The following is a 21,130-nucleotide window of genomic DNA, read 5'->3' on the forward strand; positions in this document are numbered from 1 at the left end:
TTCGTCAGTTCTATCTACAACCTCAAAGCAGTGCTTTGAGCAACCTGCGGCTAGTTTCCTATTTTGCTCTTTGATTTTCATTGAGTATAAAATACTACGCAAAAACTCTCTGTCACGGACAAAGAGTCTTTTTATTTTTCTAAGAGCAAATCTTTCAAAGAAATCAGAGTTACAGCAAATAATATCATTGCCATACCAAGAAAATCAATGGGATAAAATTGTTCATTCATGATTAAGAAGGCAAAGAAAACCGCCGAAATTGGCTCAATTGAAGCCAACAAACTTGACTTAACTGGTCCAATCAAACTGGCTCCTTTTAAGAAGGCTGTATAGGCAAAGACAGTCCCGATAAGGATAATACCTGCAAAAGCGAGGAGAAAATCAAGACTAGTTGGGATAGCAGCCTGTAGAACCCCTGTAAAAGGAAGGGCGACCAAACCAGCTATGACCATTCCTGCACCAATGACCAAGCTGCTCCCCCACTTCTTAATCAAGGCAATGGGCAAAATGATATAAAGTGCATAAGTTAGTGCAGAAAATAGACCCCAGAACAGGCCTGCAGGTGTCATGGACAACTGGTCCAACTGCCCATGAGTTGCGATCAGGAAGGTTCCTCCGATGGCTAATATGATGGAAACAATCTCTCCAAGCGTCGGCGTCACCTTATCCTTGATACAGCTATAAATCAAAATCCCGACAGGGCAAACATACTGAAGCACTGTCGCGGTACCTGCATTGGTCTCCTGAATAGCAGTTAGATAGGCAAATTGATTGAGGAATAGACCAATTAGAGCAAAAAGAAGAAGAGACAGCAAACTCTTTCTATCCGTTAAAAAGGCCAGCATTTTATCCTTTGCAGTAGCATAAGCCAAGAGCATGAGAATCCCGCCAGCGATTAAAAGTCGTAAGTTGGTCAAAACCAGAGCCGAAATTCCGTGTGCCATCAGGTATTGGCCACTCGTTCCTGACAAGCCCCAAGCAATACCAGCCACAACTGTTAGTAAAGTCCCTTTTAAACTATTTGACATGTCTCTCCTTACTCTTCTTTACGAATCAAGTCCATCACTTGATTGCGGTCTAATATCCACTGGGCTCGTTCATCCTTTTCATAGGTACGATTCGATAGGAAAATAGCCGCTTCTTGCTTCTGACGATTCCACATGATAAAGGTACCTGTATAGCCCGTATGGTCTAGCCAATCTCCTTCCAAATTCCATGCTAAAGAACGTTCCTTGTCATCCAAAGGAGAAAAATTTTGACTCAAATCTCTTGCAAAATCATCTGCTAAATAGTGTTCTAAAAAGATTTGTAAATCCTTTACAGTCGAAAACAAACCAGCACTACCAGCATGTCTGCCCAGGAGGCGAGCCTTGGGATCATGTACCAGACCTGTCTCGATACCTCTGACGGTTGGAACAGCAAGCTCAACAGGTCCAAATTGGGTTTCCGTCATTCTCCAAGGATTCCAAACTTGTTCCTGTAAAATCTCATCCAAATCCTTATCAAAGATTCTTTCCAAGATAAAACCCAACAGCAAAAAATGAACATCCGAATAAAGAAAGGCTGGCTGACTTCGTCTGTTGAGATGAAACATCGCATCCTTTAATTCTGAGACTGTTAAAAGGTCTCGATTTGGAATAAAAGGATCAAGGTCTGTAGCATGAGTCAAGAGCTGACGAATAGTAATATCTGGATAATCACTCTCAGGTAAAAAATCGGTTACTGGTCTGTCAATATCTAATTGACCTTTTTCCCACAAGAAGGTAAAAACGGTACCAACCCCAACAACCTTGCTGACACTAGCTAGGTCATAAACGAGTCCTGCCTCAGTCTGCAAGCCACGCTCTGGATCACTCTGGCCTAAATAGAACTCCGTCCATTGATGGTCCTTAAAATACGCAAAAGAGGCTCCGGGATAAATCCCTGCCTCGATTTGTTCTTCTATTTTTTTAATAATCTTGGTCCACTTCATACTGCTTCAAACCACAATTCAACATTATTTCTATCTTTACCAAGGAAGAATTTTTCAGACTTAGGAATAAAATATTCGGTAGACTCAAACTTCTGGCGAAGACTTGCTATATCTAGTTCATTGACCAATAACTTGAGCATAGATAAGTCCCAAGTAATCGCATTGTCCACAGTCAAATCCTGCCCCTGAACTGGGATAAAATCAAGTGACGCCCCAACTTCAGATACTTCCAAGAAGCTTTCAATATCAGTTGGGAGATGTAATTCTATAGAAATCTCAAATTTACTTAAAGAAATTGATTCCAAATCTGTTTGAAATTCAGGCTTTTCTCCTACTTCTACTAGACTTGCTCTGTCATCTTCTGCATGAATCAAAATCAAATCATCTTCTGGCGAGTAAATTTCAAAAGCGTAGCCCTTTTGACCTTTATATAATTGATGAATCGAGTCTGTTTTAGCTAATAAGGCCTCGATTTCTAAGGGATTTTCCACCTCGACAATCAATCTTGCTAGTTTTTTTCTTCCCTCTACCTTACGAGTACGCATACTTGGAGACTCTTCTAAAACCAGCTTTTCTAGACCTGTTTGATCACCTAGTGATAGAAATGCTGATTCTTCTAACAGGGCCTTCATGCCAAGGGTTTCAAGATAAAATGTTTCATTTAATTTTCTATTATTAACTTTTAAAGTAGGAATAATCCGTACAATTTGATTTACATTCATAAATTCCTCCAACTATTTTATTTTAAAGGATTTTAGAATTTTTTACAAGAAATTATGCTCAGATTTACCAATTTTTCGTAAAAATTTCACCTAAAAAACCGAGGATTTCCCCGGTTTCAATTTCTTATAGGTAAAGGAATTTGAAGATAGCTACTGCTGCAATTGCTGCTGCAATCGGTGCTACTACTGGTACCCAAGAGTACCACCATTTTGAATCACCTTTGTGCTCACCAAGAACTGATTTTGGAAGGAAAGCATGAAGGAGACGTGGTCCCAAGTCACGGGCTGGGTTCAAGGCAGGTCCTGTAGGTCCACCAAGTGATGTTACCAAGGCCATAACAAGGAATCCAAGTGCCAAGTGAGCTACTGAAAGTCCTGAAGCAGTATGTGGTGCTACTTGGGCTTTGATTGCTAAATCAGAAAAGTCAACATTTTGACCTGCTTGGCTAGCCATTTGCTTCATGTATTGAAGCACTTCAGAACCAAAGAAGTTTTTAGTCATTCCAAGGGCTGCAAAGAAAAGAACAAATGATCCAACAAACTCATTTACAAAACCATTAACAGTTGCTGCAAAATGTGATTCTTTTGTACCATTATCCAAACTTGAAATTGTTGAGAAAGTACCCAAAATGTTGTTTGGATTTTCAGTTTTCAAGTAGTATGGGCGGTGTGTTGCCACAACCAAGGCTTGACCAAAGATAGCACCCAAAACTTGTGCAATGATATAAGGCGCAACTTGTGCCCAAGGGAAAAGACCGCTGATTGCAAGTCCAAGAGTGAAGGCTGGGTTGATGTGGTTTCCAGATACGTTACCAAACATTAATGCTGGGATCATAACCCCCATACCATAACCAACAGCGATAACGATCCAGCCACTTTGGTGACCTTTCGTACCTTTAAGTTCAACGTTGGCAACTGCACCATTTCCAAGAATGATCAAAATAGCAGTTCCCAAAAATTCAGTGGCATATTTAATTGCCCATGTGAAATCCATTTGATAGATTCTCCTTAAAATTTTTTAGACAATCTTTATTCTATCAATTTTTATATCTTTTAGCAACTATTTTTCCGAAAGATTATATAAGAAAGCGGTTTTATTTCTTATAAAAAACAAAAGGACTAAGGGAGTGAATTTCCTTAATCCGATAGTCTCTTAAGCCTGACGCTGACCAAAGTCCTTAATCATCTGATCCATTTCTTGTCGACTCGGAGTTGTCAGCATATAAAGGTAATCTCCTTGAAGTTCTGCGAAGGCCGCTGGCATGATTTTTTTAACCTTGAACTGCTGACTATATTTGGCAAGCAAGTCCTCCTCAGAATAGACATAGTGAGCATTTGCACGACGTGATGTAGCCAAACAATACTGAGGTTCAAACTCTGACGCTGGGAACTCTTCTCCTGCGACTATAGCTGCGTAGCCACGATAGAGGTCCAAGGAATGAGCAAAGTTATAAACATCAATGGTAAAACCACCTGCAGGACGGTTATTGTACTCAATGGCGATATAATCGTCTCCTTCGCGGAAGAATTCGATATGGAAGAAACGTTCTTTCATGCCAAATTCCTTGACAATTGCCTCACCATATTTACGTAATTTAGGATCCATATCCTTGAGAACGTAATAAGAATTGTCCATCTTGTAAATCATGAGATCAAGCGGTGTATAGGCGTAATCAAAGGTTGTTGAGAAGACAATTTTACCATCCTTGTCCACAAGACCATCAAAGGTACAAATTTCGCTGGAAGTGACAAATTTCTCAAAGAAATAAATAGTTGAATGATCCCACTCAGCCTTGAAGTGATTGATATCGTCCTCTGTTTCAAGCTTAAAGGTCGCGGCTGCTCCGACTCCATTGTCAGGTTTGGCAATCATTGGAAGGCCGATTTCATTCACAGCTTGATCCACATCTGCTTCCGTCTTGATAACAGCTCCAGGTACCACAGGGACACCTGCTTTTTTGAAAAGCTTCTTCATTTCAGACTTAAATTTCGTCTTTTTGAGGTCCTCTGGTTTGGCACCAAAAACATTGAATTGCTCACGAAGACTTGCGTCCAACTCTAGCCAATATTCATTGTGGGATTCGATGCGGTCAATTGGGCCATGTTTATAGAAAAGGAAAGCAACTGCACGTTTGACTTCATCTATATTTTCAAGATTGTCAACACGGAAATACTCGGTCAGGCTATTACGTAAAGGTTCATCCAATTGCTCGTAAGGTTCTTGGCCAATTCCCAAGACGGTTATGCCTTTATTAGCTAGTTCAATTGTAAACTGTTGAAAGTTTTGTGGATAGTAGGGAGAAATAACAAGGTAATTCATAGGTAACTCCTTTTATAAATAGAGATTTCCAAGGAAATAAGGCATTTGTTTGCGCCACCATTCCCAGTCGTGGGCGACATCGTGTCCCCATTCAGCAAACCAGGCTGGAATTTGTTTCTGATCAAAGGCTTCTTTAAGCTTGTAGAAGGATGGCAAGCCATCTTGTTCCCAGGCACCGAGACCCGTACAAAGCACAATCTCTGCCTGACGGTAACGGTCAATAAACCAGCCGTCGTTTTGGTTCCAGATATAATCTACTGGCGAGTTTTGGTAAATAGCATCGTCATTGTAGTAATCACCAACAAAGAAACGTGCGTCGTAAACACCACTAAGAGCTATCACCTTGGTAAAGACATCTGGATGCTGAAGGAAGAAATTGACTGCATGATAGGCTCCCATAGAGCAACCTGTCGTCATCATTCCATCAAACCAACCTGTCTTGTGCTTGATAAAAGGAATGGCCTCCTCAATCACATAGCGCTCGTAGGCACGATGCATCTCTGCTTGGTCGTGCCCATTTTTCCAAGTGGCCAACCAGCTTTCACTGTCAACACTGGATAGGGTAAAGAACTGAACACGTCCTTCTTCAATAAAGGAAGCACAGGCATCAATCATGCCAAAATCATAGTATTCGTTGTGACTACCACCTGATGAAGCAAAGACCACAACTGGAATCCCTGCATGACCATAACGGTTGAGATACATTTCACGGTTGAGGTGACCACTCCAGTGGCTAAGATGTTCAATATGCATATTTTCTCCTTTCTTACTTTACCAGTTTTCTGCAAAAAATCTCAGACAGTCTGGTAAATTCTCCGACCAAGGGATTTCACTATGGATGGCACCAGACTGAACTTTCAAAACAAGATTGCCCAAGTGTACTCCCCCTGCTATCAAATCATGGTAATAGCGAAGCGAAGAGTCGATATAGGCTTGTTTGATATTACCAGCCATCAAGGTCTTGTCTGTATCATCCGCTTCTTCCGTTCCCACATAGATGAAGATGCGCTGGTCAGGCGATAGTTGCTGACGCTCGATATAGCGGTTAAAGGCCTCTTGATGGAGCCAGTTAGCAGATGAAAAGACCCCGAGACATCCAATTTGGTCCTGGTATTCCAAACCGATAAACTGGGTAATATTGCCTCCTAGTGAGGAACCAATCATGGCTGTATGCTGTCGGTCTGCTTTTGTACGATAAGTTTCATCGATAAAAGGCTTGACCACCTCCATGACAAACTCGGCATACTCCACACCCTTACCGCCAAACTGCTGCCCTGGGATAGGAGATTCTTGGAACTTCCACGCCGCATACTCATTCATCCGCCCCATACCATCATTATCAATAGCAACGACAATCATACGACTGATATCAGGATTACGCTTAATAGCTGGGATAATCTTCCATGAATGACCAATGAAAGACTCCTTGCTATAAAAAACATTTTGCCCGTCATGAAAGTAAACAACAGGATAGGAACGATCCATGTCTTTCTCATAATCTTTAGGTAGAAGAACACGTACACGGCGTTCCTTACCTGTATAAGGAACCTTGAGTTTGTGTTCTTTCATTTTTAGATAAAAATAGGATTGGTTCATTGTCAGAAAACTCTCTATATTCAAAATTTTATCTTATTATATCACAATTATAGAAAAAAAGTTAGTTTTGCTTCCGTTTTTGGAATTAAAAACTAACTTTTTCATTTATTTTTCTAAATTATTCTGGATTTTCTGATTAGAGCAGATTGTCAATCAAGTCATCCACTTCATCTTTTTCAGCCTGCGGTGTAATCTCAGTAATCATGATTCCAGCCACAGCTCGCTCAACTAAACCTTCAACATCCATGCGTCTTTCGTACTGTTCTGCATTCTTAATCTTAGGATTGGTCTTTGGACGATCTGGCGCAAAAATGGTACAACAGTCTTCAAAAGGTTGGATAGAAATTTCAAAGGTATCGATTTCCTGGGCGATGTCAATGATTTCCAACTTGTCCATAGTAACCACAGGACGGATGATGGGAGTGTTGGTAACTGCATTGATAGCCTGCATACTTTCAAGAGTTTGACTGGCTACTTGACCAAGACTTTCCCCATTGATGATAACTAAACCATTTCGTACCTCACGAATACGATCGGTAATCCGCATCATAAAACGACGCGTCAAGGTCATGAGATAGGCTTCTGGCGCTTTGGCTTTGATTTCCTCTTGAATCTCTGTAAAAGGAACTTCGATAAACTGGATATTGCCACCAAACTTGGTCAATTTACGAGTCAAATCCTGCGCTTTCTTGAGGGCGCCTGGACTAGTGTAGGGTGGGCTGGCAAAGTGAACGGCCTCAATATCTACCCCACGTTTAAGAGCTAGATAACCTGCTACAGGTGAGTCAATCCCTCCTGACAACATGAGCATGCCTTTACCAGAACTTCCCACAGGCAAACCACCGGCCCCACGAATAGTTTCATAAGAAATATAAGCAGCTTCCTCACGAATCTCCACCTGAAGATTGATGTCAGGACTTTTCATTTGAGCTTGCACATTTGGAATAGCTTCGAAAACAGCTCCACCAAGGGTTTGATTGAGTTCACGACTATCCAACTCAAAGTTGTGGTCGCTACGCTTGCTAGAAATTTTAAAGGTCATGCCATCCTTGTAGATGTCCTGCATAATCTCTTGGACAGCAGACTTCAGAACTTCTACAGATTTTTCAACCTTATAAACAGGGGAAAAGTTTTGAATTCCAAAAACTTGTTTGAGCGATTCTGCTACTGCTGTGTAATCTGCTCCATTGAGGTAAGCGTGGGCACGATCGCGATCTGCTGTTACCTTAACTTGGGGATAGATAGACAAAACGTCTGAAATATTATTGCGAAGTTTATTGATGAAACGCATACGATTTTTACCCTTGGTTGACAACTCTCCGTAGCGAATCATAATTTCTGAATACTGCATGAATGCTCCTATCTTACTTTTCTAGTTTGATTGTAAATCAATTTTAACTTGGTCAAAAACTGCTCGACCTGACTCATATCATTTTCAAGGTCTAGGCTTAAACGCACAGCTGACTGGGCCTTATCTTTATCCACTCCCATGGCAATCAAGGTGCCTGCAGGTTTACCTGCCTTGGACGAACAAGCAGAGGTCGTTGAGATGAAAATATCATAGTCTTCAAAGGCGTGAACGATGACTTCTCCACGAACACCCTTAATCCCAAAAGTCAGGATATGAGGGGCAAAATCTTCCTCATCTGAAAAGACAAAAATATCTGGATAGTCCAAAAGAGCTTGGCGAATCACTGCCTTCATCTGCCCAGTCTTGCTAGTAAAGATATCTAGCTTTTCCATAGATAAACGGAGAGCCTTGGCTGTCGCAGCAATCCCTGCCACATTTTCAGTTGTCGAACGATAATCGCGCTCCTGACCACCACCTGTTAAAAGAGGCGTAATCTTCTTGCCTGGCTTGATATAGATAAAGCCAACGCCACGAACTCCGTGGAACTTGTGGCTTGAAAAAGTCGCAAAATCCACTCGTTCTGTCAGATACTTCTCAGTCGGAATCTTGGCAAGCGCCTGAACCGCATCAACGTGGAAGGAAATAGTCGGCTTGTCTGCTAACAGTTCTGAAATAGCCTCAATGGGCTGAATCGAGCCAATTTCATTGTTCACAGCCATGATGGAAATGAGGGTCGTATCAGGTCTTATCAAATCTGCTAGCACCTCAACATCCACAAATCCTTTCTCATTAACTGGAGCAAAATCCACTTCAAAACCTTGAGATTTCAACCAAAGAGCTGATTCCTTGACTGCTGGATGTTCAATGGCTGATACGATGATGTGCTTACCAAACTGGGCTTTTTCAAAGGCCACACCCTTGATAACCCAGTTATCACCTTCTGTTCCACCAGATGTAAAGAAGATTTCATCACTTTTCTTACTGATTAAATCTGCAATCTGTTGCCGAGAAGCATCTAAAATTCGTGTTGCCTGGTCTCCCAAACGATGGAGACTAGATGGATTTCCTAAAATTTTTGAAGCGACCTGCATATAAGTTTCAAGTGCTTCAGGATAGGGCTTGGTCGTCGCCGAATTATCAAAGTAAATCATGTTTTCTCACGCTTTCTAAAATCACTCCTTCTATTGTATCATGAAACGGAGTCTGCGACAAGAAAGGGCAATTCCTCTTTTTTTAAGATTTTTTTAAAGAAATGCGGTATAATAAGTTTTAATCAAAGGAGAGAATGCATGTCTAATTATCGTAGAACTTCAAAACCAAAAACAGAACACATCAAAAAAGGCTTTACAGTCTTTCAAAAAGCCGTTGCTACAATCGCTAGTATCCTTGGCTTGATTACCGCAAGTATCACTATCATGAACGCCTTGGATAATAACAAAAATACTAAAAAAGAACCTACGACAAGCCAGACGACAACCATTGTCAAAGAAATTCAAAAAGAATCCCCTAAGGAAAATACTAGTCCCAATAAGGAAAATCACACCACTCAAGAAAAAACACAACAAGAAGAAACGCCAAAATCTAGCGTCAAGGAAGAGAAAAAAGAAGAGCAGAAAACAGCAACTCTGGATTCTTCTACTCCTGCTCCTACTCCAAGTAAATCTGCTACTGAAAATGAAAAACAGTCCAATAATACACCAACTTCGGAAAATAAAACTAATCAATAGTCAGTAAAATAGCTTCCCTCCAAACTTGGAAAGAAGCTATTTTTTTATTGTTGTAAAACTTTTCTTGGTTTGGTACCTTCAGCTGGACCAATGACACCTGCCATCTCAAGCTCTTCCATGAGACGGGTCGCACGGTTAAATCCAACTGACAAACGACGCTGAATCATGGATGCGCTGGCTTTCTGTGTCTCGATAACCAAAGCTTTGGCTTCCTCAAAAAGCGGATCTCCACCAGATTCACTATCTGAAAATTCTCCATCATTTTCAGAAACTTCTCCCGGATCAAAACTCTCATCATAGTCTGCATCTGCCTGAGCCTTGATGAAGTTTACAATGCGTTCAACATCATCATCCGAGATAAAGGAGCCTTGGAGACGAACTGGATGATTTTCATCGATTGGTTTAAAGAGCATATCTCCACGTCCAAGCAGTTTCTCAGCTCCATTTTCATCCAAGATCGTACGGGAGTCTGTCCCTGATGAAACCGCGAAAGCGACACGAGAAGGGACATTGGCCTTAATCAGACCAGAAATGACATCAACGGATGGACGTTGGGTCGCAAGAATCATGTGGATACCTGCAGCACGTGCCTTCTGTCCGAGACGGATAATGGCATCTTCCACTTCCTTGCTGGCTACCATCATAAGGTCAGCCAACTCATCTACAATCACAACGATGAGTGGCAGTGGAATCTGCTTGTACTCAGATTGAGCATTAAATTCCTCGACCTTGGCATTAAAACCTGCAATATTCCGAACTCCCACCTTGGCAAAGAGTTCATAACGATTTTCCATCTCATCCACAACCTTTTGCAGGGCCTTGCTAGCCTTGCGTGGATTGGTCACAACTGGAATCAAGAGATGAGGAATGTCATTGTAAACAGACAACTCAACCATCTTAGGGTCCACCATCATAAATTTAACTTGGTCAGGTCTCGCCTTCATGAGGATGCTAGCGATAATGCCGTTAACTGCTACTGACTTCCCTGAACCCGTTGAACCTGCGACTAGCAAGTGGGGCATTTTAGAAAGGTCAAAAGCTCTTGCGGTTCCATTAACAGCCTTCCCTAAAGGAATTTCCAAGAGATTTTCAGCTTTCGTTTGAGATTGTTCCCAAAGTTCACGGAAAGAAACTGTCGCAATTTCAGAGTTGGGTACTTCGATTCCGACTAGGGATTTCCCTGGGATAGGTGCTTCGATCCGGACATCTTTGGCTGCCAAGGCTAGAGCGAGGTCATCTGCGAGATTGGAAATGCGGTTGACCCTTACACCTACTGCTGGCTTGACTTCATACTTGGTCACTGATGGACCTATTTCAGCCCGTTCAACCGTTACCTTGATACCAAAGCTAGCAAAGGTTTCTTCTAGAATTTTGATATTTTCTCGAACGATTTTCTTCTCTTTAGACTGGTCTTTGGGTTTATCTGGGGCAAAGAGTTGTAAGCTTGGAAGTTTGTATTCGAGGGCTTCCTTAGCTGAAAAATCGACCTGAACATCTTCGTCATCAGAGCCATCTTCCTGTTCAGGGAATTCAAGTTCAGCTTGAGGTAGGATGATTTCTGGTTCCACCCAGTCTTCTTCTGGAAAAGGTGGAGCGTCAAGTACAACATCTGCTGTCAGAATTTCGCCTGTTTCTATATCAACAGGAGGCAAATCGAGTAAGGCTTTTTCAGCCTCTTCTTGTTCTAATCTAGCCTCTTCCTCAGCCTTTTGACGAGCTTTTTCTTCTTGTTTGACAAAGCGTTCCTCTTTTCGACGCTCATGCCCTTCTCGCCATTTGGCAAATCCTCTACTGAAGAATTCAGCAATATCGTAAACAGACCAAGGGCTGACTAGGAGAGCGCCTGCTAAAATCAAGATAGAACCAATAAAGTAAGTGCCGATATTTGAAAAGAGAAAGGCGGTTGGCATATAAAGAGCAACCCCAATCAAGCCCCCTCCAGCAAAACTAGTCGTTCGAAAACCAGTTAAATCCGTCACAACCTGAGCCATGGTTCCTTTTAGAACGGACTTGTCCAAACCATATTTCCAAACTAAGTAGGCTTCAAAAATCAGGAGCAAGCCCGCAAATATAGTGAAGAAGCCAGATAGGAGGCCTTCCTGTTTTCGTATCCACTTGAAAAAGAAGAGATAGATTAATAGGCCGAATATTGCCAGATAAGCTAGGCTACCCACCAGCAAGCGAATTAGATTGTAAAGGGTTATACCTGCAGCCCCTAATTTGAAGGCTGCGAAAATCAATAAAAGCGCGATTCCCAAAGAAATCAACATTCGTTGAATCGCTTCTTTTCTTTCGAGTTCTGCTTTAGACGGTCTCCGTCTTGTTTTACTTGTATTCTTGTTTGCCATTCTTCTATTATACCATATTTCACAGGCATTTCGGAAAGAGAAAAAGACTGCACCAAACGGTCCAATCTTTTCATTTTCTATTTTTTATGCTTGTGGTTTGCGTAGGTAACCATAGACCACACCACTTACGATTGCTCCTACCAAGACAGCAACGAGGTAAAGGAGAGCATTTGAAGTAAGCGCGATAACGAAGATTCCTCCGTGTGGCGCCATGAGTTTGATACCAGTAAGACCAACGAGGCCACCTGCTACTGCTGAACCAAGGATAAAGCTTGGGATAGCACGAGCTGGGTCAGCTGCACCAAACGGAATCGCTCCCTCAGTGATAAATGACAAGCCCATGATGATGTTTGTCAAACCAGAGTTGCGTTCTTCTTTGGTAAATTTATCTTTGAAAAGAAGCGTTGCGACAAAGATTGCAAGTGGTGGCACCATTCCTCCAGCCATAACTGCTGCCATGGCTACAGAACCACCTGAAGAAACAGTCGCTGCAAGCGTACCTGTACCGAAGACATAAGCCGCTTTATTAACTGGTCCACCCATGTCAACAGCCATCATTCCTCCAAGGACGATACCAAGAAGGACAGCTGAACCTCCTCCAAGACCGCCTAGGAAGTCATTCATAGCAGTGTTGATTGCTGCCATTGGGATATTCACAGATAGCATGACAAATCCAGTCAAGATTGTTCCAAGAAGTGGTAATAGAAGGATTGATTTTGCACCTTCAAGTGAACGAGGAACTTTAACGTATTTCTTGATGGCAAGAACCAAGGCACCTGCGATAAATCCACCAACAAGGGCACCTAGGAAACCAGATGAGACACCTGCAAGAGTTGACGTTGCTTCACCACCTGCTGCATAAGGGATTTTACCAAAGGCAAAACCTTCTTTGGCAATAGCACCAGCTACGAAACCTGCTACCAAACCTGGTTTTTCAGCGATAGAGTAGGCAACATAACCCGCGAAGACTGGAAGCATCAACCCAAAGGCAGCTCCACCAATTTTCATGAACATAGAAGCTAGTTCATGGTAAGAACCAAGACTTCCAAGGTTTTCATTTGGAACACCCAAAGCACCATCAATCAAGAAGGCAAGAGCAATCATGATACCACCACCGATAACGAATGGCAACATTTGGGATACACCACTCATCAAGTGTTTGTAGAAGGCACCACCAAGGCTTTGTTTTTCGTTAGAGACTGTTGCACCTTTTGCTCCATTAGCAGCACGGTAGACTTCAGCATCTCCTGAAAGAGCCAAGTTGATCAATTCTTCTGTCTTACGGATACCGTCAGCAACCGGACGATTGATCAATGGTTTGCCATCGAAGCGATCCATTTCAACAGCCTTGTCTGCTGCGATGATAACGGCTTTAGCCTTACGAATGTCTTCAGCAGTTAGTTGGTTACCAACACCGCTAGCACCGTTGGTTTCAACCTTAATTCCAACACCCATTTCAGCAGCCACTTTTTGAAGGGCTTCTTGGGCCATGTAAGTGTGGGCAATACCTGTCGTACAAGCTGTAACAGCTACGATAAAGTCACCAGTTTCATTGGCAGGCGCTTGAACAGGTTCCTCAGTTTTTTCTGAAGCTTGGTCAAAAAGTTCAATGACTTGGTCAGCTGATGTTGCTTGACGAAGTTTATCAGCAAAACCGTCTTTCATCAAGTATTGAGACAATTCTGCCAAGGCTGCCAAGTGGGTGTCATTGGCACCTTCTGGAGCCGCAATCATAAAGAAGAGGTCAGTTGCTTGTCCATCCAAGCTCTCATAGTCAACACCCTTATTAGACTTGGCAAAGAGAACTGTCGCTTCTTTGACAGCAGCGTTTTTGCTGTGAGGCATAGCGATACCATCACCCAAACCAGTAGAAGTCAAAGCTTCACGTGCCAAAATACCTTCTTTAAAGGTTTCAAAATCCGTCACATAACCGTGATCTGTCAAGCTTTTAATCATCTCTTCGATGACAGCTGTTTTTTCAGTTGCCTGCAAATCCAGCAACATGACATCTTTTCTCAATAGGTCTTGAATTTTCATCGTTTTTCTACCTCAACTTTTTCATATGTTTCTTTAATAAATTCTGCTGTTGCCAAGTCATCCGAGAAGGTCGTTGCCGTTCCGCAAGCCACTCCCCATTTGAATGCTTCTACTGCATCTTTTGATTTGACAAATTCACCTGTGAATCCAGCAACCATAGAGTCACCAGCTCCCACTGAATTTTTGACTGTTCCCTTGATAGGTTTTGCGAAGTAAGCTCCCTCAGATGTGACAAGAAGAGCACCGTCACCAGCCATAGAGATAATGACGTTTTGAGCACCTTTAGCTAGTAACTCACGAGCATATTTCTCGATTTGGTCCAAACTTTCAAGTTTTACACCAAAAATCGCTCCAAGTTCGTGATTGTTTGGTTTGACCAAAAGTGGCTGGTAGTCCAAACTATCAATCAAGGTCTGGCCTTCAAAATCGCAAACCACTTGCGCACCCGTCTGGCGCGTCAAGGCAATCAAATCCTTGTAGATGACATTGCCTAGATTTTTAGCACTTGAACCTGCAAATACAACTGTATCTTCTGCAGTCAAACTAGACAAAATAGCTTTCAATTCTTCTAACTGAGCCGGTTCCACGTTTGGACCCGTTCCATTGATTTCTGTTTCTTGGTCCGCTTTAATCTTGACATTGATGCGAGTATCTTCTGCTACTTGGACAAAACGCGTTTCGATTTCCTCTTCTGCCAAAGTATCTGTGATAAATTTACCAGTAAAACCTCCAATAAATCCAGTCGCAGTATTAGGAATATCCAAGCGTTTCAAGACACGACTGACATTGATTCCTTTCCCTCCAGCGAACTTATCATCACTGTCCATACGATTGACACTACCAACTTGGACTTGGTCCAAGCGCACGATATAGTCAATGGATGGATTAAGTGTGACTGTATAAATCATACTTCTATTACCTCCGTTTTTTCTTTTATTGTCTGCAAGAGCTCATGCCCCTGACTTGTGATAACAATGGCTCGTTTGAGTGGTGCTACCTTGGCAAAACAAGTTTGTCCAATTTTTGACGAATCCACCAAGACATAAGTCTGTTTGGCATTCTCCAAAATGGCTCGCTTCACAGCTCCCTCCTCCATATCTGGAGTCGTATAATAGCCATCGTCCACACCATTCATCCCGATAAAGGCACGGTCAAAGTGTAATTGGTTAATCTGGTTAAGAGCAACACCCCCGATACTAGCATCTGTCGCCGTCTTGACGCTTCCTCCAACCATGACAGTCGGAATCTGCTTTTCAACCAACTGAGCTGCATGGTGAATGGAGTTGGTCACAACTGTAACGTTCTTATTGACCAATTCATGGATCAAAAAGGCTGTCGTTGTTCCAGCATCGATAAAGATGACATCTTGTTCCTTGATGAGAGAGGCTGCCTTCTGAGCCAACAACTTCTTCTCTTGAAGGTTTTTGACAGATTTTTCTTGAATGGTTTCTTCTTCCTGTAAGGAGTGGGGGAGTTCTGCTCCACCATGCACGCGACGAAGCTTGTTTTCTGCCTCCAACTCATCCAAGTCTCTTCGAACCGTTGATTCTGACGTTTCTAGCAAACTAACTAATTTTTCTAGAGAAACTACATGATGTTGATTTAACTCCTCTAAAATCAGCTGCTTCCGCTCTGTTTTTAACACCGAATCACCTCCTGTTATCGTTTACACTATTCATTCTATCACACTTCCTTTCAAAGTCAAGCATTTTTTATCATTTTCTTTCAAATTCTATCATTTTTCTTATTTCCAGAATTTTTATTGCAAGATAAGGGCCTTTATGGTAGACTATTTGAGTAGGTATTGGAAGATTACTCAAGAGGCTTAAGAGGCCGTGTTGGAAACGCGGTAGGCGTGTAACAGCGTGCGTGGGTTCGAATCCCATGTCTTCCGTGGAAAAACATATTTCTAGGATGCGACAAACGTTGTATCCTTTTTTGTATCCTTTTTTAAAAAACAGGGTCTGTTTTAGGGGCTGTTTGTGACTCCTTTGTTGTATCCTTTTTCCGCAAAAGAATACCAAGGAATACCAAAGACAAAAATAAAAAACGTTGATTTAACAACGTTTTACCAAGGAATGCAAAAGAATGCAAAGGAATAATGGAGCCGGTGGGAGTCGAACCCACGTCCAAACACCTGCCAACATATTTGTCTACAACCATAGGTTATGTATTAGTTTAACAGTCCCCCGACACATAACTCAAGCCTAGAAACTGCGAGTCTATCAATCTCTTATCAAGCCGCTAGACAAGACTTAATCGTATCTCGCTAATAATAAGACCTGTCATTGAACACGAGCAATCCAAATCGGGTCACGCCTGCTGGTTTTTAGGCAGCTAGAGCGTAAGAAGTGTTATTTTTTGCAGTTATATTTAACTGAGCGTTTACGTCGCCACACGAGTCGCAAAATATGCCTCATAATGCCTGTCGAATCCGTAACGACCCCAAAAGACAATAAAACCATTATACATTATCTAAGTCAAAAATGCAAAAGGGAAATCGACTAACTAGAAAAGATAGTCTTTCAAAGCTTTTGACAAAACCTGGTAACCGGCAATACTGAGGTGCAGTCCGTCAGTAGTATAGTCTTTTTTGAGTTGGCCTGGTTGGTCTGTCAAACAATCAAATACTGGCACAAATTCTACCTGCATATAGGCAGAAGCAAGTTCTTGATAGGCTCGATTCCACTCCTGTATCTTTTCATTCGTGCGGATATAAACCGTCTGCTTGTACTCCTCTCCCTCATTGACTGGCAAAATGGAAAGCAATTTTATCTCTGTCAGTGGATAATCGCGAGCAATGGATTGAATGATCACTTCGAGATTATTGAGAGCCTCATTCACAGGCACATCTTTTCCGATATCATTTGTCCCAATCAAAAGGACAATTTTATCTACTGCTCCACCGTACAGATGCGCATCTAGATTCTCTAATAACAACCCTGTCTGATAACCTCGAATGCCTCGATTGACAATCGTCTTCGAAGTTCCAAATAGCTCCTGTATAGGATAATACTCGACAATGGAATCCCCAATAAAAAGAATGTCTGGTTCTACAACAGAAACTTGATTTAAGTGACGGTACTTGGTTTGGATTTTACCTTGTTCCTTTAGCAACCAATTTTCTAATAACTGTACTGCCACTTCATTCTCCTTTTTCTAACCAGTTTTCCAAGACTTGGTAAACTCCTCCTTGGCTGTTGGCTGGTGCTAGAGCAGTAGCCACAGCTTTGGCCTTGTCATCAGCATTTTCCATAGCATAGGCAATCCCAGCCATTTCAAGCATTTCAACATCATTTTCACTATCCCCAAAAGCCATGATTTGTTGGGCTTTCAAGTCCCAGCGCTTGAGTAATTCTTCTAAGCCCCATGCTTTATGAATTCCAGCTTGGAGGATATCAATGCAACCATAGCCACTCGATACAGCCCGAACACGACCATCAAAGAGATCATTGATTTCTTCCAAGACCGAACTCAAACGCTCTTCACCAACAACCATACTCATCTTGAGCACACCACCAAAGAGGTCAGAGGTTAATTCATCCACAAACTGCATCCGTTGATAGAATTTTTCAATCATTTCTGGAGTCATAAAACTTTCAAGGTCTGTAAAAATAGTACCTTCCTTGACGAAACCACCCTTCATCCCCGTTACAACAAACTGGTCCTGACACGCTCGACCCTTGAAATGAGCCAAAGCCTTATCGACAATGGCATCATCCCAAGTCTGTGCCTGAATCAATTCATTGTTTTCAAAAATACGAGCACCGTTTGCAACAACCAGAACCACTCGATCGACCAAGTGCTCCAGTAGTTGCCTCATGCGGTGAATTTCATTGCCCGTCGCGATGACAAAACGAATCCCCCTTTGATCCAACTGATCTAAAATCTTTTCCAATCGTGGGAGATCAAGCTGGCCTCTAGCATCCAGCAAGGTCCCATCCATATCTGTCGCAATTACTTTAATCGTCATTTACTTCCCTCTGGATTCAAACTAATCCCACTTCAATCCCACATGTTCGTTCATTTCTTTATAGGCTGTATCAATTCGTTCCTTAGTCGCTTCATCTAATTGATCACGATGACTGCCACCCTCTATGAAATCTTCCAAGATATAGGTTTGATAATGATATAAAGGATAGCCTTCTGGTGAAAAGGTTCCCTTTGGTGTTCGATTGACCCAAGTAGGATGAGCTTTAGCTGTTCCGATAGTTGTTTTTCCATCCTTCTTCTTGATGGTTACATCCATGAGAACACCACGTTCAGTCCACTTAGCATTCTCTTCATCTCCCATAGATTCAATCCGTTGATTGGAAATGAAGTTCCCCATTGAATAGATAATGAGTTTCTTTTCTCCATCTTTTTCAACCGTTTCAGATGGTTCAACAACGTGAGGATGCCCTCCAAAGATGATATCCGCCCCCCAATCAATCATCTTGTGATAAAGAGCTTTTTGTTCTTCAGTTGGTTCCAATCGATACTCAACACCCATCTGAGGCATGATAATGGTGATATCCGCTTCCTTTTCCGCCCGTTCAATTTCAGCCTTCATCTTATCTTCGTTTAAATCTGAAAGATAACGATTATAGTCTTCCTGAGAAATATACTGCTCAATGCCATTGAAGCCATAGGAATAGGCTAACAGTGCAACCTTGATACCATTCACTTCCTTAATGACCAGCGGAGCCTGATCACGTGGTTCATGCGTATAAACTCCGATTGGAGTGATTCCAGCTTTCTCAATAATATCGGCCGTTGAAATAACTCCCTCAATTTGCGAATCCAAAATATGATTATGAGCTAAATCTAGCACATGATAACCTGCATCCTTAATGGCATCCATAACTTCAGCAGGAGCATTAAAGAGAGGATAACCCGCTAAATAATGATCCTTATTAATGGTTCCTTCAAAGTCACCAATAGCTAAATCTGCTTGCTTAAGCCAAGGTGTCACATACTCAAAATTCTCATGAAAGTCATAGGTACCGTCTTCTTTTTTAGCTGAAAAGAAAAGTCCATCGTGGTAGAGCAAATCCCCGTGGGCCATAATTCTGGCAGTTTTTTCCTCTTCCTGCTCCTGAGACTTTTGCTTAGTCCCCTCTTGAGAAATAGTATCTCGTTTTTGACTGGTCAGAGCCATGCCTTGGAAACTTTCAAACAACAAGACCAAGCCCATTGATAAAGCAACTGCTAGCAAGAGTATCGCCACAAATCCTTTATTGCTCCACTTGCGATAACTCCTAAAAAAGTTTACCAGGCCCTTCATAAAACGAAAAGCTAAACCACCCTGATTTCTATCTTGTCTTCTTTGCATCTTCATTCTCCCTACTTTCTTATGCAAGCCTTTTCTTTTTATTATAACACAGATAAGTATTTCTTTCACAATTGAATTGAACTTCCTATCTATTTTCTATAAATCCTAAAGACTGTAATACTTTCAATCCTTGTCATTTTGTGATATCATGTAGAAGTAATGAAAGGAGAGAAAATGTCTGCTATAGAACGTATTACAAAAGCTGCTCACTTAATTGATATGAACGATATTATCCGCGAAGGGAATCCTACTCTACGCGCGGTTGCTGAGGAAGTTACTTTCCCCTTGTCTGACCAAGAAATCATCCTTGGAGAAAAGATGATGCAATTCCTCAAACATTCCCAAGATCCGGTCATGGCTGAAAAGATGGGACTCCGTGGTGGGGTTGGACTTGCTGCTCCTCAATTGGATATTTCAAAACGCATTATCGCTGTTTTAGTACCAAATATTGTTGAAGAAGGTGAAACTCCACAGGAAGCTTACGACTTGCAAGCTATTATGTACAATCCAAAAATCGTCTCTCACTCTGTTCAAGACGCTGCTCTTGGTGAAGGAGAAGGTTGTCTGTCTGTTGACCGCAACGTGCCTGGCTATGTTGTTCGCCATGCCCGCGTTACTGTTGACTACTTTGACAAGGATGGAGAAAAACACCGTATCAAACTCAAAGGCTACAACTCCATCGTTGTTCAGCATGAAATTGACCACATCAACGGAATCATGTTTTACGATCGTATCAATGAAAAAGACCCATTTGAAGTTAAAGATGGTTTACTGATTCTGGAATAAAGAAAATCCCGTTGCAAGACGGGGTTTTGTGTTATAATAGATGCATGAAAACAAATGATATTGTCTATGGCGTCCACGCCGTTACCGAAGCCCTCCTTGCAAACACAGGAAACAAACTTTACCTCCAAGAAGATCTCCGAGGTAAGAACGTTGAGAAAGTCAAGGAACTGGCTACAGAAAAGAAGGTGTCCATTTCTTGGACCTCAAAAAAATCCCTCTCTGAGATGACTGAAGGTGCTGTCCACCAAGGTTTTGTTTTACGAGTGTCCGAATTTGCCTATAGTGAGCTGGACCAAATCCTTGCCAAAACACGCCAAGAAGAAAATCCACTTCTATTGATTCTGGATGGCTTAACTGATCCTCACAACTTAGGCTCCATCTTAAGAACCGCTGATGCGACCAATGTTTCAGGAGTCATCATTCCCAAGCACCGTGCTGTCGGAGTTACTCCTGTCGTTGCTAAAACGGCCACAGGTGCTATTGAACACGTCCCAATTGCCCGCGTGACCAATCTGAGCCAAACTCTGGACAAACTCAAAGATGAAGGCTTCTGGACCTTTGGAACAGATATGAATGGGACTCCTTGCCACAAGTGGAATACAAAAGGGAAAATTGCCCTTATCATCGGAAATGAAGGAAAAGGCATCTCTAGCAACATTAAAAAACAGGTAGATCAAATGATTACCATTCCGATGAATGGCCATGTTCAAAGCCTTAATGCCAGTGTTGCTGCAGCTATTCTCATGTACGAAGTTTTTCGAAATAGACTATAAAAAAAAAGTTTCCAGTCATCTGATTGGAAACTTTTTTTATGATTATACTCAAAGAAAATCAAAGAGCAAACTAGGAAGCTAGCTGTAGACAGCTCAAAGCACTGCTTTGAGGTTGTAGATAAGACTGACAAAGTCAGCTCAAAACACTGTTTTGAGGTTGTGGATAGAACTGACGAAGTCAGTA

19 protein-coding genes, 1 tRNA gene and 1 other RNA gene are annotated in these 21,130 nt (G+C 41.9%); 4 read left to right on the top strand and 17 right to left on the bottom strand.

Annotated features, from left to right (window positions below; translation table 11 throughout):
• Nucleotides 1-131 precede the first annotated feature (131 nt).
• The 9 genes from ADI58_RS08925 to ADI58_RS08965 form a co-directional block, all read right to left on the bottom strand.
• Nucleotides 132-1,028 (bottom strand): DMT family transporter, encoded by an 897-nt coding sequence (locus ADI58_RS08925; protein ID WP_049522309.1) that lies wholly within the window; start codon nt 1,026-1,028, stop codon nt 132-134.
• 8 nt (nt 1,029-1,036) lie between these two features.
• Nucleotides 1,037-1,972 carry a serine hydrolase domain-containing protein gene (locus tag ADI58_RS08930; RefSeq protein ID WP_049522310.1) on the bottom strand — a complete coding sequence of 312 codons (936 nt, stop codon included), beginning with the start codon at nt 1,970-1,972 and terminating at the stop codon, nt 1,037-1,039.
• Entirely contained in the window at nt 1,969-2,694 is a 726-nt protein-coding gene (locus tag ADI58_RS08935) for a CppA N-terminal domain-containing protein (protein ID WP_049522312.1), read from the bottom strand. Before ADI58_RS08935 ends, ADI58_RS08930 begins: the two co-directional genes overlap by 4 nt.
• A gap of 124 nt (nt 2,695-2,818) precedes the next feature.
• Nucleotides 2,819-3,688 carry an aquaglyceroporin Gla gene (gla, locus tag ADI58_RS08940; RefSeq protein ID WP_049491488.1) on the bottom strand — a complete coding sequence of 290 codons (870 nt, stop codon included), beginning with the start codon at nt 3,686-3,688 and terminating at the stop codon, nt 2,819-2,821.
• A gap of 159 nt (nt 3,689-3,847) precedes the next feature.
• Nucleotides 3,848-5,014, bottom strand: coding sequence for an ATP-grasp domain-containing protein (locus ADI58_RS08945; protein WP_049522314.1), 1,167 nt, complete (start codon nt 5,012-5,014; stop codon nt 3,848-3,850).
• 12 nt (nt 5,015-5,026) lie between these two features.
• The gene (locus tag ADI58_RS08950; RefSeq protein WP_049522315.1) at nt 5,027-5,767 is read right to left on the bottom strand and encodes an esterase family protein; all 741 of its coding nucleotides are present in this window, start codon (nt 5,765-5,767) and stop codon (nt 5,027-5,029) included.
• An 18-nt stretch (nt 5,768-5,785) separates the two neighbouring features.
• Nucleotides 5,786-6,610 carry an alpha/beta hydrolase gene (locus tag ADI58_RS08955; RefSeq protein ID WP_049522317.1) on the bottom strand — a complete coding sequence of 275 codons (825 nt, stop codon included), beginning with the start codon at nt 6,608-6,610 and terminating at the stop codon, nt 5,786-5,788.
• A gap of 136 nt (nt 6,611-6,746) precedes the next feature.
• Nucleotides 6,747-7,961 (bottom strand): tRNA uracil 4-sulfurtransferase ThiI, encoded by a 1,215-nt coding sequence (gene thiI, locus ADI58_RS08960; protein ID WP_049522319.1) that lies wholly within the window; start codon nt 7,959-7,961, stop codon nt 6,747-6,749.
• Between the two features lie 8 nt (nt 7,962-7,969).
• Nucleotides 7,970-9,112: a cysteine desulfurase family protein gene (locus ADI58_RS08965; protein ID WP_049522320.1), complete on the bottom strand. Its 1,143-nt coding sequence runs from the start codon at nt 9,110-9,112 to the stop codon at nt 7,970-7,972.
• Between the two features lie 138 nt (nt 9,113-9,250).
• Here ADI58_RS08965 and ADI58_RS08970 point away from each other — a divergent pair, with 138 nt between their 5' ends.
• Nucleotides 9,251-9,688 (top strand): DUF6556 family protein, encoded by a 438-nt coding sequence (locus ADI58_RS08970; RefSeq protein WP_049522322.1) that lies wholly within the window; start codon nt 9,251-9,253, stop codon nt 9,686-9,688.
• A gap of 44 nt (nt 9,689-9,732) precedes the next feature.
• Here ADI58_RS08970 and ADI58_RS08975 read toward each other — a convergent pair whose 3' ends face one another.
• From ADI58_RS08975 to ADI58_RS08990, 4 genes are all read right to left on the bottom strand, one after another.
• On the bottom strand, nt 9,733-12,036 hold the full coding sequence (locus ADI58_RS08975; RefSeq protein ID WP_080982521.1) for a DNA translocase FtsK: 2,304 nt from the start codon (nt 12,034-12,036) through the stop codon (nt 9,733-9,735).
• Nucleotides 12,037-12,120: 84 nt separating this feature from the next.
• Nucleotides 12,121-14,073, bottom strand: coding sequence for a fructose-specific PTS transporter subunit EIIC (locus tag ADI58_RS08980; RefSeq protein ID WP_049522325.1), 1,953 nt, complete (start codon nt 14,071-14,073; stop codon nt 12,121-12,123).
• The gene (gene pfkB / locus ADI58_RS08985; RefSeq protein ID WP_049522327.1) at nt 14,070-14,981 is read right to left on the bottom strand and encodes a 1-phosphofructokinase; all 912 of its coding nucleotides are present in this window, start codon (nt 14,979-14,981) and stop codon (nt 14,070-14,072) included. The genes ADI58_RS08980 and pfkB overlap by 4 nt, the downstream gene beginning before the upstream one ends.
• The gene (locus ADI58_RS08990) at nt 14,978-15,718 is read right to left on the bottom strand and encodes a DeoR/GlpR family DNA-binding transcription regulator (RefSeq protein WP_000920656.1); all 741 of its coding nucleotides are present in this window, start codon (nt 15,716-15,718) and stop codon (nt 14,978-14,980) included. The genes pfkB and ADI58_RS08990 overlap by 4 nt, the downstream gene beginning before the upstream one ends.
• Nucleotides 15,719-15,879: 161 nt before the next feature.
• On the opposite strand from ADI58_RS08990, the gene ADI58_RS08995 reads away from it, so the two are divergent.
• A tRNA-Ser gene (locus ADI58_RS08995) sits at nt 15,880-15,967 on the top strand.
• A 205-nt stretch (nt 15,968-16,172) separates the two neighbouring features.
• Here ADI58_RS08995 and ssrA read toward each other — a convergent pair.
• From ssrA to ADI58_RS10955, 4 genes are all read right to left on the bottom strand, one after another.
• Nucleotides 16,173-16,520, bottom strand: a transfer-messenger RNA (tmRNA) gene (gene ssrA, locus ADI58_RS10415).
• A gap of 61 nt (nt 16,521-16,581) precedes the next feature.
• Nucleotides 16,582-17,217 (bottom strand): SGNH/GDSL hydrolase family protein, encoded by a 636-nt coding sequence (locus tag ADI58_RS09000; protein WP_049522328.1) that lies wholly within the window; start codon nt 17,215-17,217, stop codon nt 16,582-16,584.
• A gap of 1 nt (nt 17,218) precedes the next feature.
• Nucleotides 17,219-18,046 carry an HAD family hydrolase gene (locus ADI58_RS09005; RefSeq protein ID WP_049522330.1) on the bottom strand — a complete coding sequence of 276 codons (828 nt, stop codon included), beginning with the start codon at nt 18,044-18,046 and terminating at the stop codon, nt 17,219-17,221.
• Between the two features lie 21 nt (nt 18,047-18,067).
• Complete coding sequence (locus ADI58_RS10955; RefSeq protein ID WP_080982522.1) at nt 18,068-19,387, bottom strand: CapA family protein; 1,320 nt, start codon at nt 19,385-19,387, stop codon at nt 18,068-18,070.
• A 174-nt stretch (nt 19,388-19,561) separates the two neighbouring features.
• Here ADI58_RS10955 and def point away from each other — a divergent pair, with 174 nt between their 5' ends.
• The gene (def, locus tag ADI58_RS09025; protein ID WP_045611905.1) at nt 19,562-20,173 is read left to right on the top strand and encodes a peptide deformylase; all 612 of its coding nucleotides are present in this window, start codon (nt 19,562-19,564) and stop codon (nt 20,171-20,173) included.
• A 44-nt stretch (nt 20,174-20,217) separates the two neighbouring features.
• Nucleotides 20,218-20,946, top strand: coding sequence for a 23S rRNA (guanosine(2251)-2'-O)-methyltransferase RlmB (rlmB, locus tag ADI58_RS09030; protein WP_049522332.1), 729 nt, complete (start codon nt 20,218-20,220; stop codon nt 20,944-20,946).
• Nucleotides 20,947-21,130 lie beyond the last annotated feature (184 nt).

It is taken from the genome of Streptococcus mitis (assembly GCF_001074635.1).
Taxonomy (GTDB): domain Bacteria; phylum Bacillota; class Bacilli; order Lactobacillales; family Streptococcaceae; genus Streptococcus; species Streptococcus mitis_E.

Coding starts and splice junctions, on each gene's coding strand:
- pfkB (WP_049522327.1), bottom strand. CDS start 14,981: ATGATTTATACAGTCACACTTAATCCATCCATTGACTATATCGTGCGC.
- ADI58_RS08955 (WP_049522317.1), bottom strand. CDS start 6,610: ATGAACCAATCCTATTTTTATCTAAAAATGAAAGAACACAAACTCAAG.
- ADI58_RS08935 (WP_049522312.1), bottom strand. CDS start 2,694: ATGAATGTAAATCAAATTGTACGGATTATTCCTACTTTAAAAGTTAAT.
- ADI58_RS08975 (WP_080982521.1), bottom strand. CDS start 12,036: ATGGCAAACAAGAATACAAGTAAAACAAGACGGAGACCGTCTAAAGCA.
- ADI58_RS08945 (WP_049522314.1), bottom strand. CDS start 5,014: ATGAATTACCTTGTTATTTCTCCCTACTATCCACAAAACTTTCAACAG.
- ADI58_RS09005 (WP_049522330.1), bottom strand. CDS start 18,046: ATGACGATTAAAGTAATTGCGACAGATATGGATGGGACCTTGCTGGAT.
- ADI58_RS08930 (WP_049522310.1), bottom strand. CDS start 1,972: ATGAAGTGGACCAAGATTATTAAAAAAATAGAAGAACAAATCGAGGCA.
- ADI58_RS08980 (WP_049522325.1), bottom strand. CDS start 14,073: ATGAAAATTCAAGACCTATTGAGAAAAGATGTCATGTTGCTGGATTTG.
- def (WP_045611905.1), top strand. CDS start 19,562: ATGTCTGCTATAGAACGTATTACAAAAGCTGCTCACTTAATTGATATG.
- ADI58_RS08950 (WP_049522315.1), bottom strand. CDS start 5,767: ATGCATATTGAACATCTTAGCCACTGGAGTGGTCACCTCAACCGTGAA.
- gla (WP_049491488.1), bottom strand. CDS start 3,688: ATGGATTTCACATGGGCAATTAAATATGCCACTGAATTTTTGGGAACT.
- thiI (WP_049522319.1), bottom strand. CDS start 7,961: ATGCAGTATTCAGAAATTATGATTCGCTACGGAGAGTTGTCAACCAAG.
- ADI58_RS08965 (WP_049522320.1), bottom strand. CDS start 9,112: ATGATTTACTTTGATAATTCGGCGACGACCAAGCCCTATCCTGAAGCA.
- ADI58_RS10955 (WP_080982522.1), bottom strand. CDS start 19,387: ATGCAAAGAAGACAAGATAGAAATCAGGGTGGTTTAGCTTTTCGTTTT.
- rlmB (WP_049522332.1), top strand. CDS start 20,218: ATGAAAACAAATGATATTGTCTATGGCGTCCACGCCGTTACCGAAGCC.
- ADI58_RS08925 (WP_049522309.1), bottom strand. CDS start 1,028: ATGTCAAATAGTTTAAAAGGGACTTTACTAACAGTTGTGGCTGGTATT.
- ADI58_RS08970 (WP_049522322.1), top strand. CDS start 9,251: ATGTCTAATTATCGTAGAACTTCAAAACCAAAAACAGAACACATCAAA.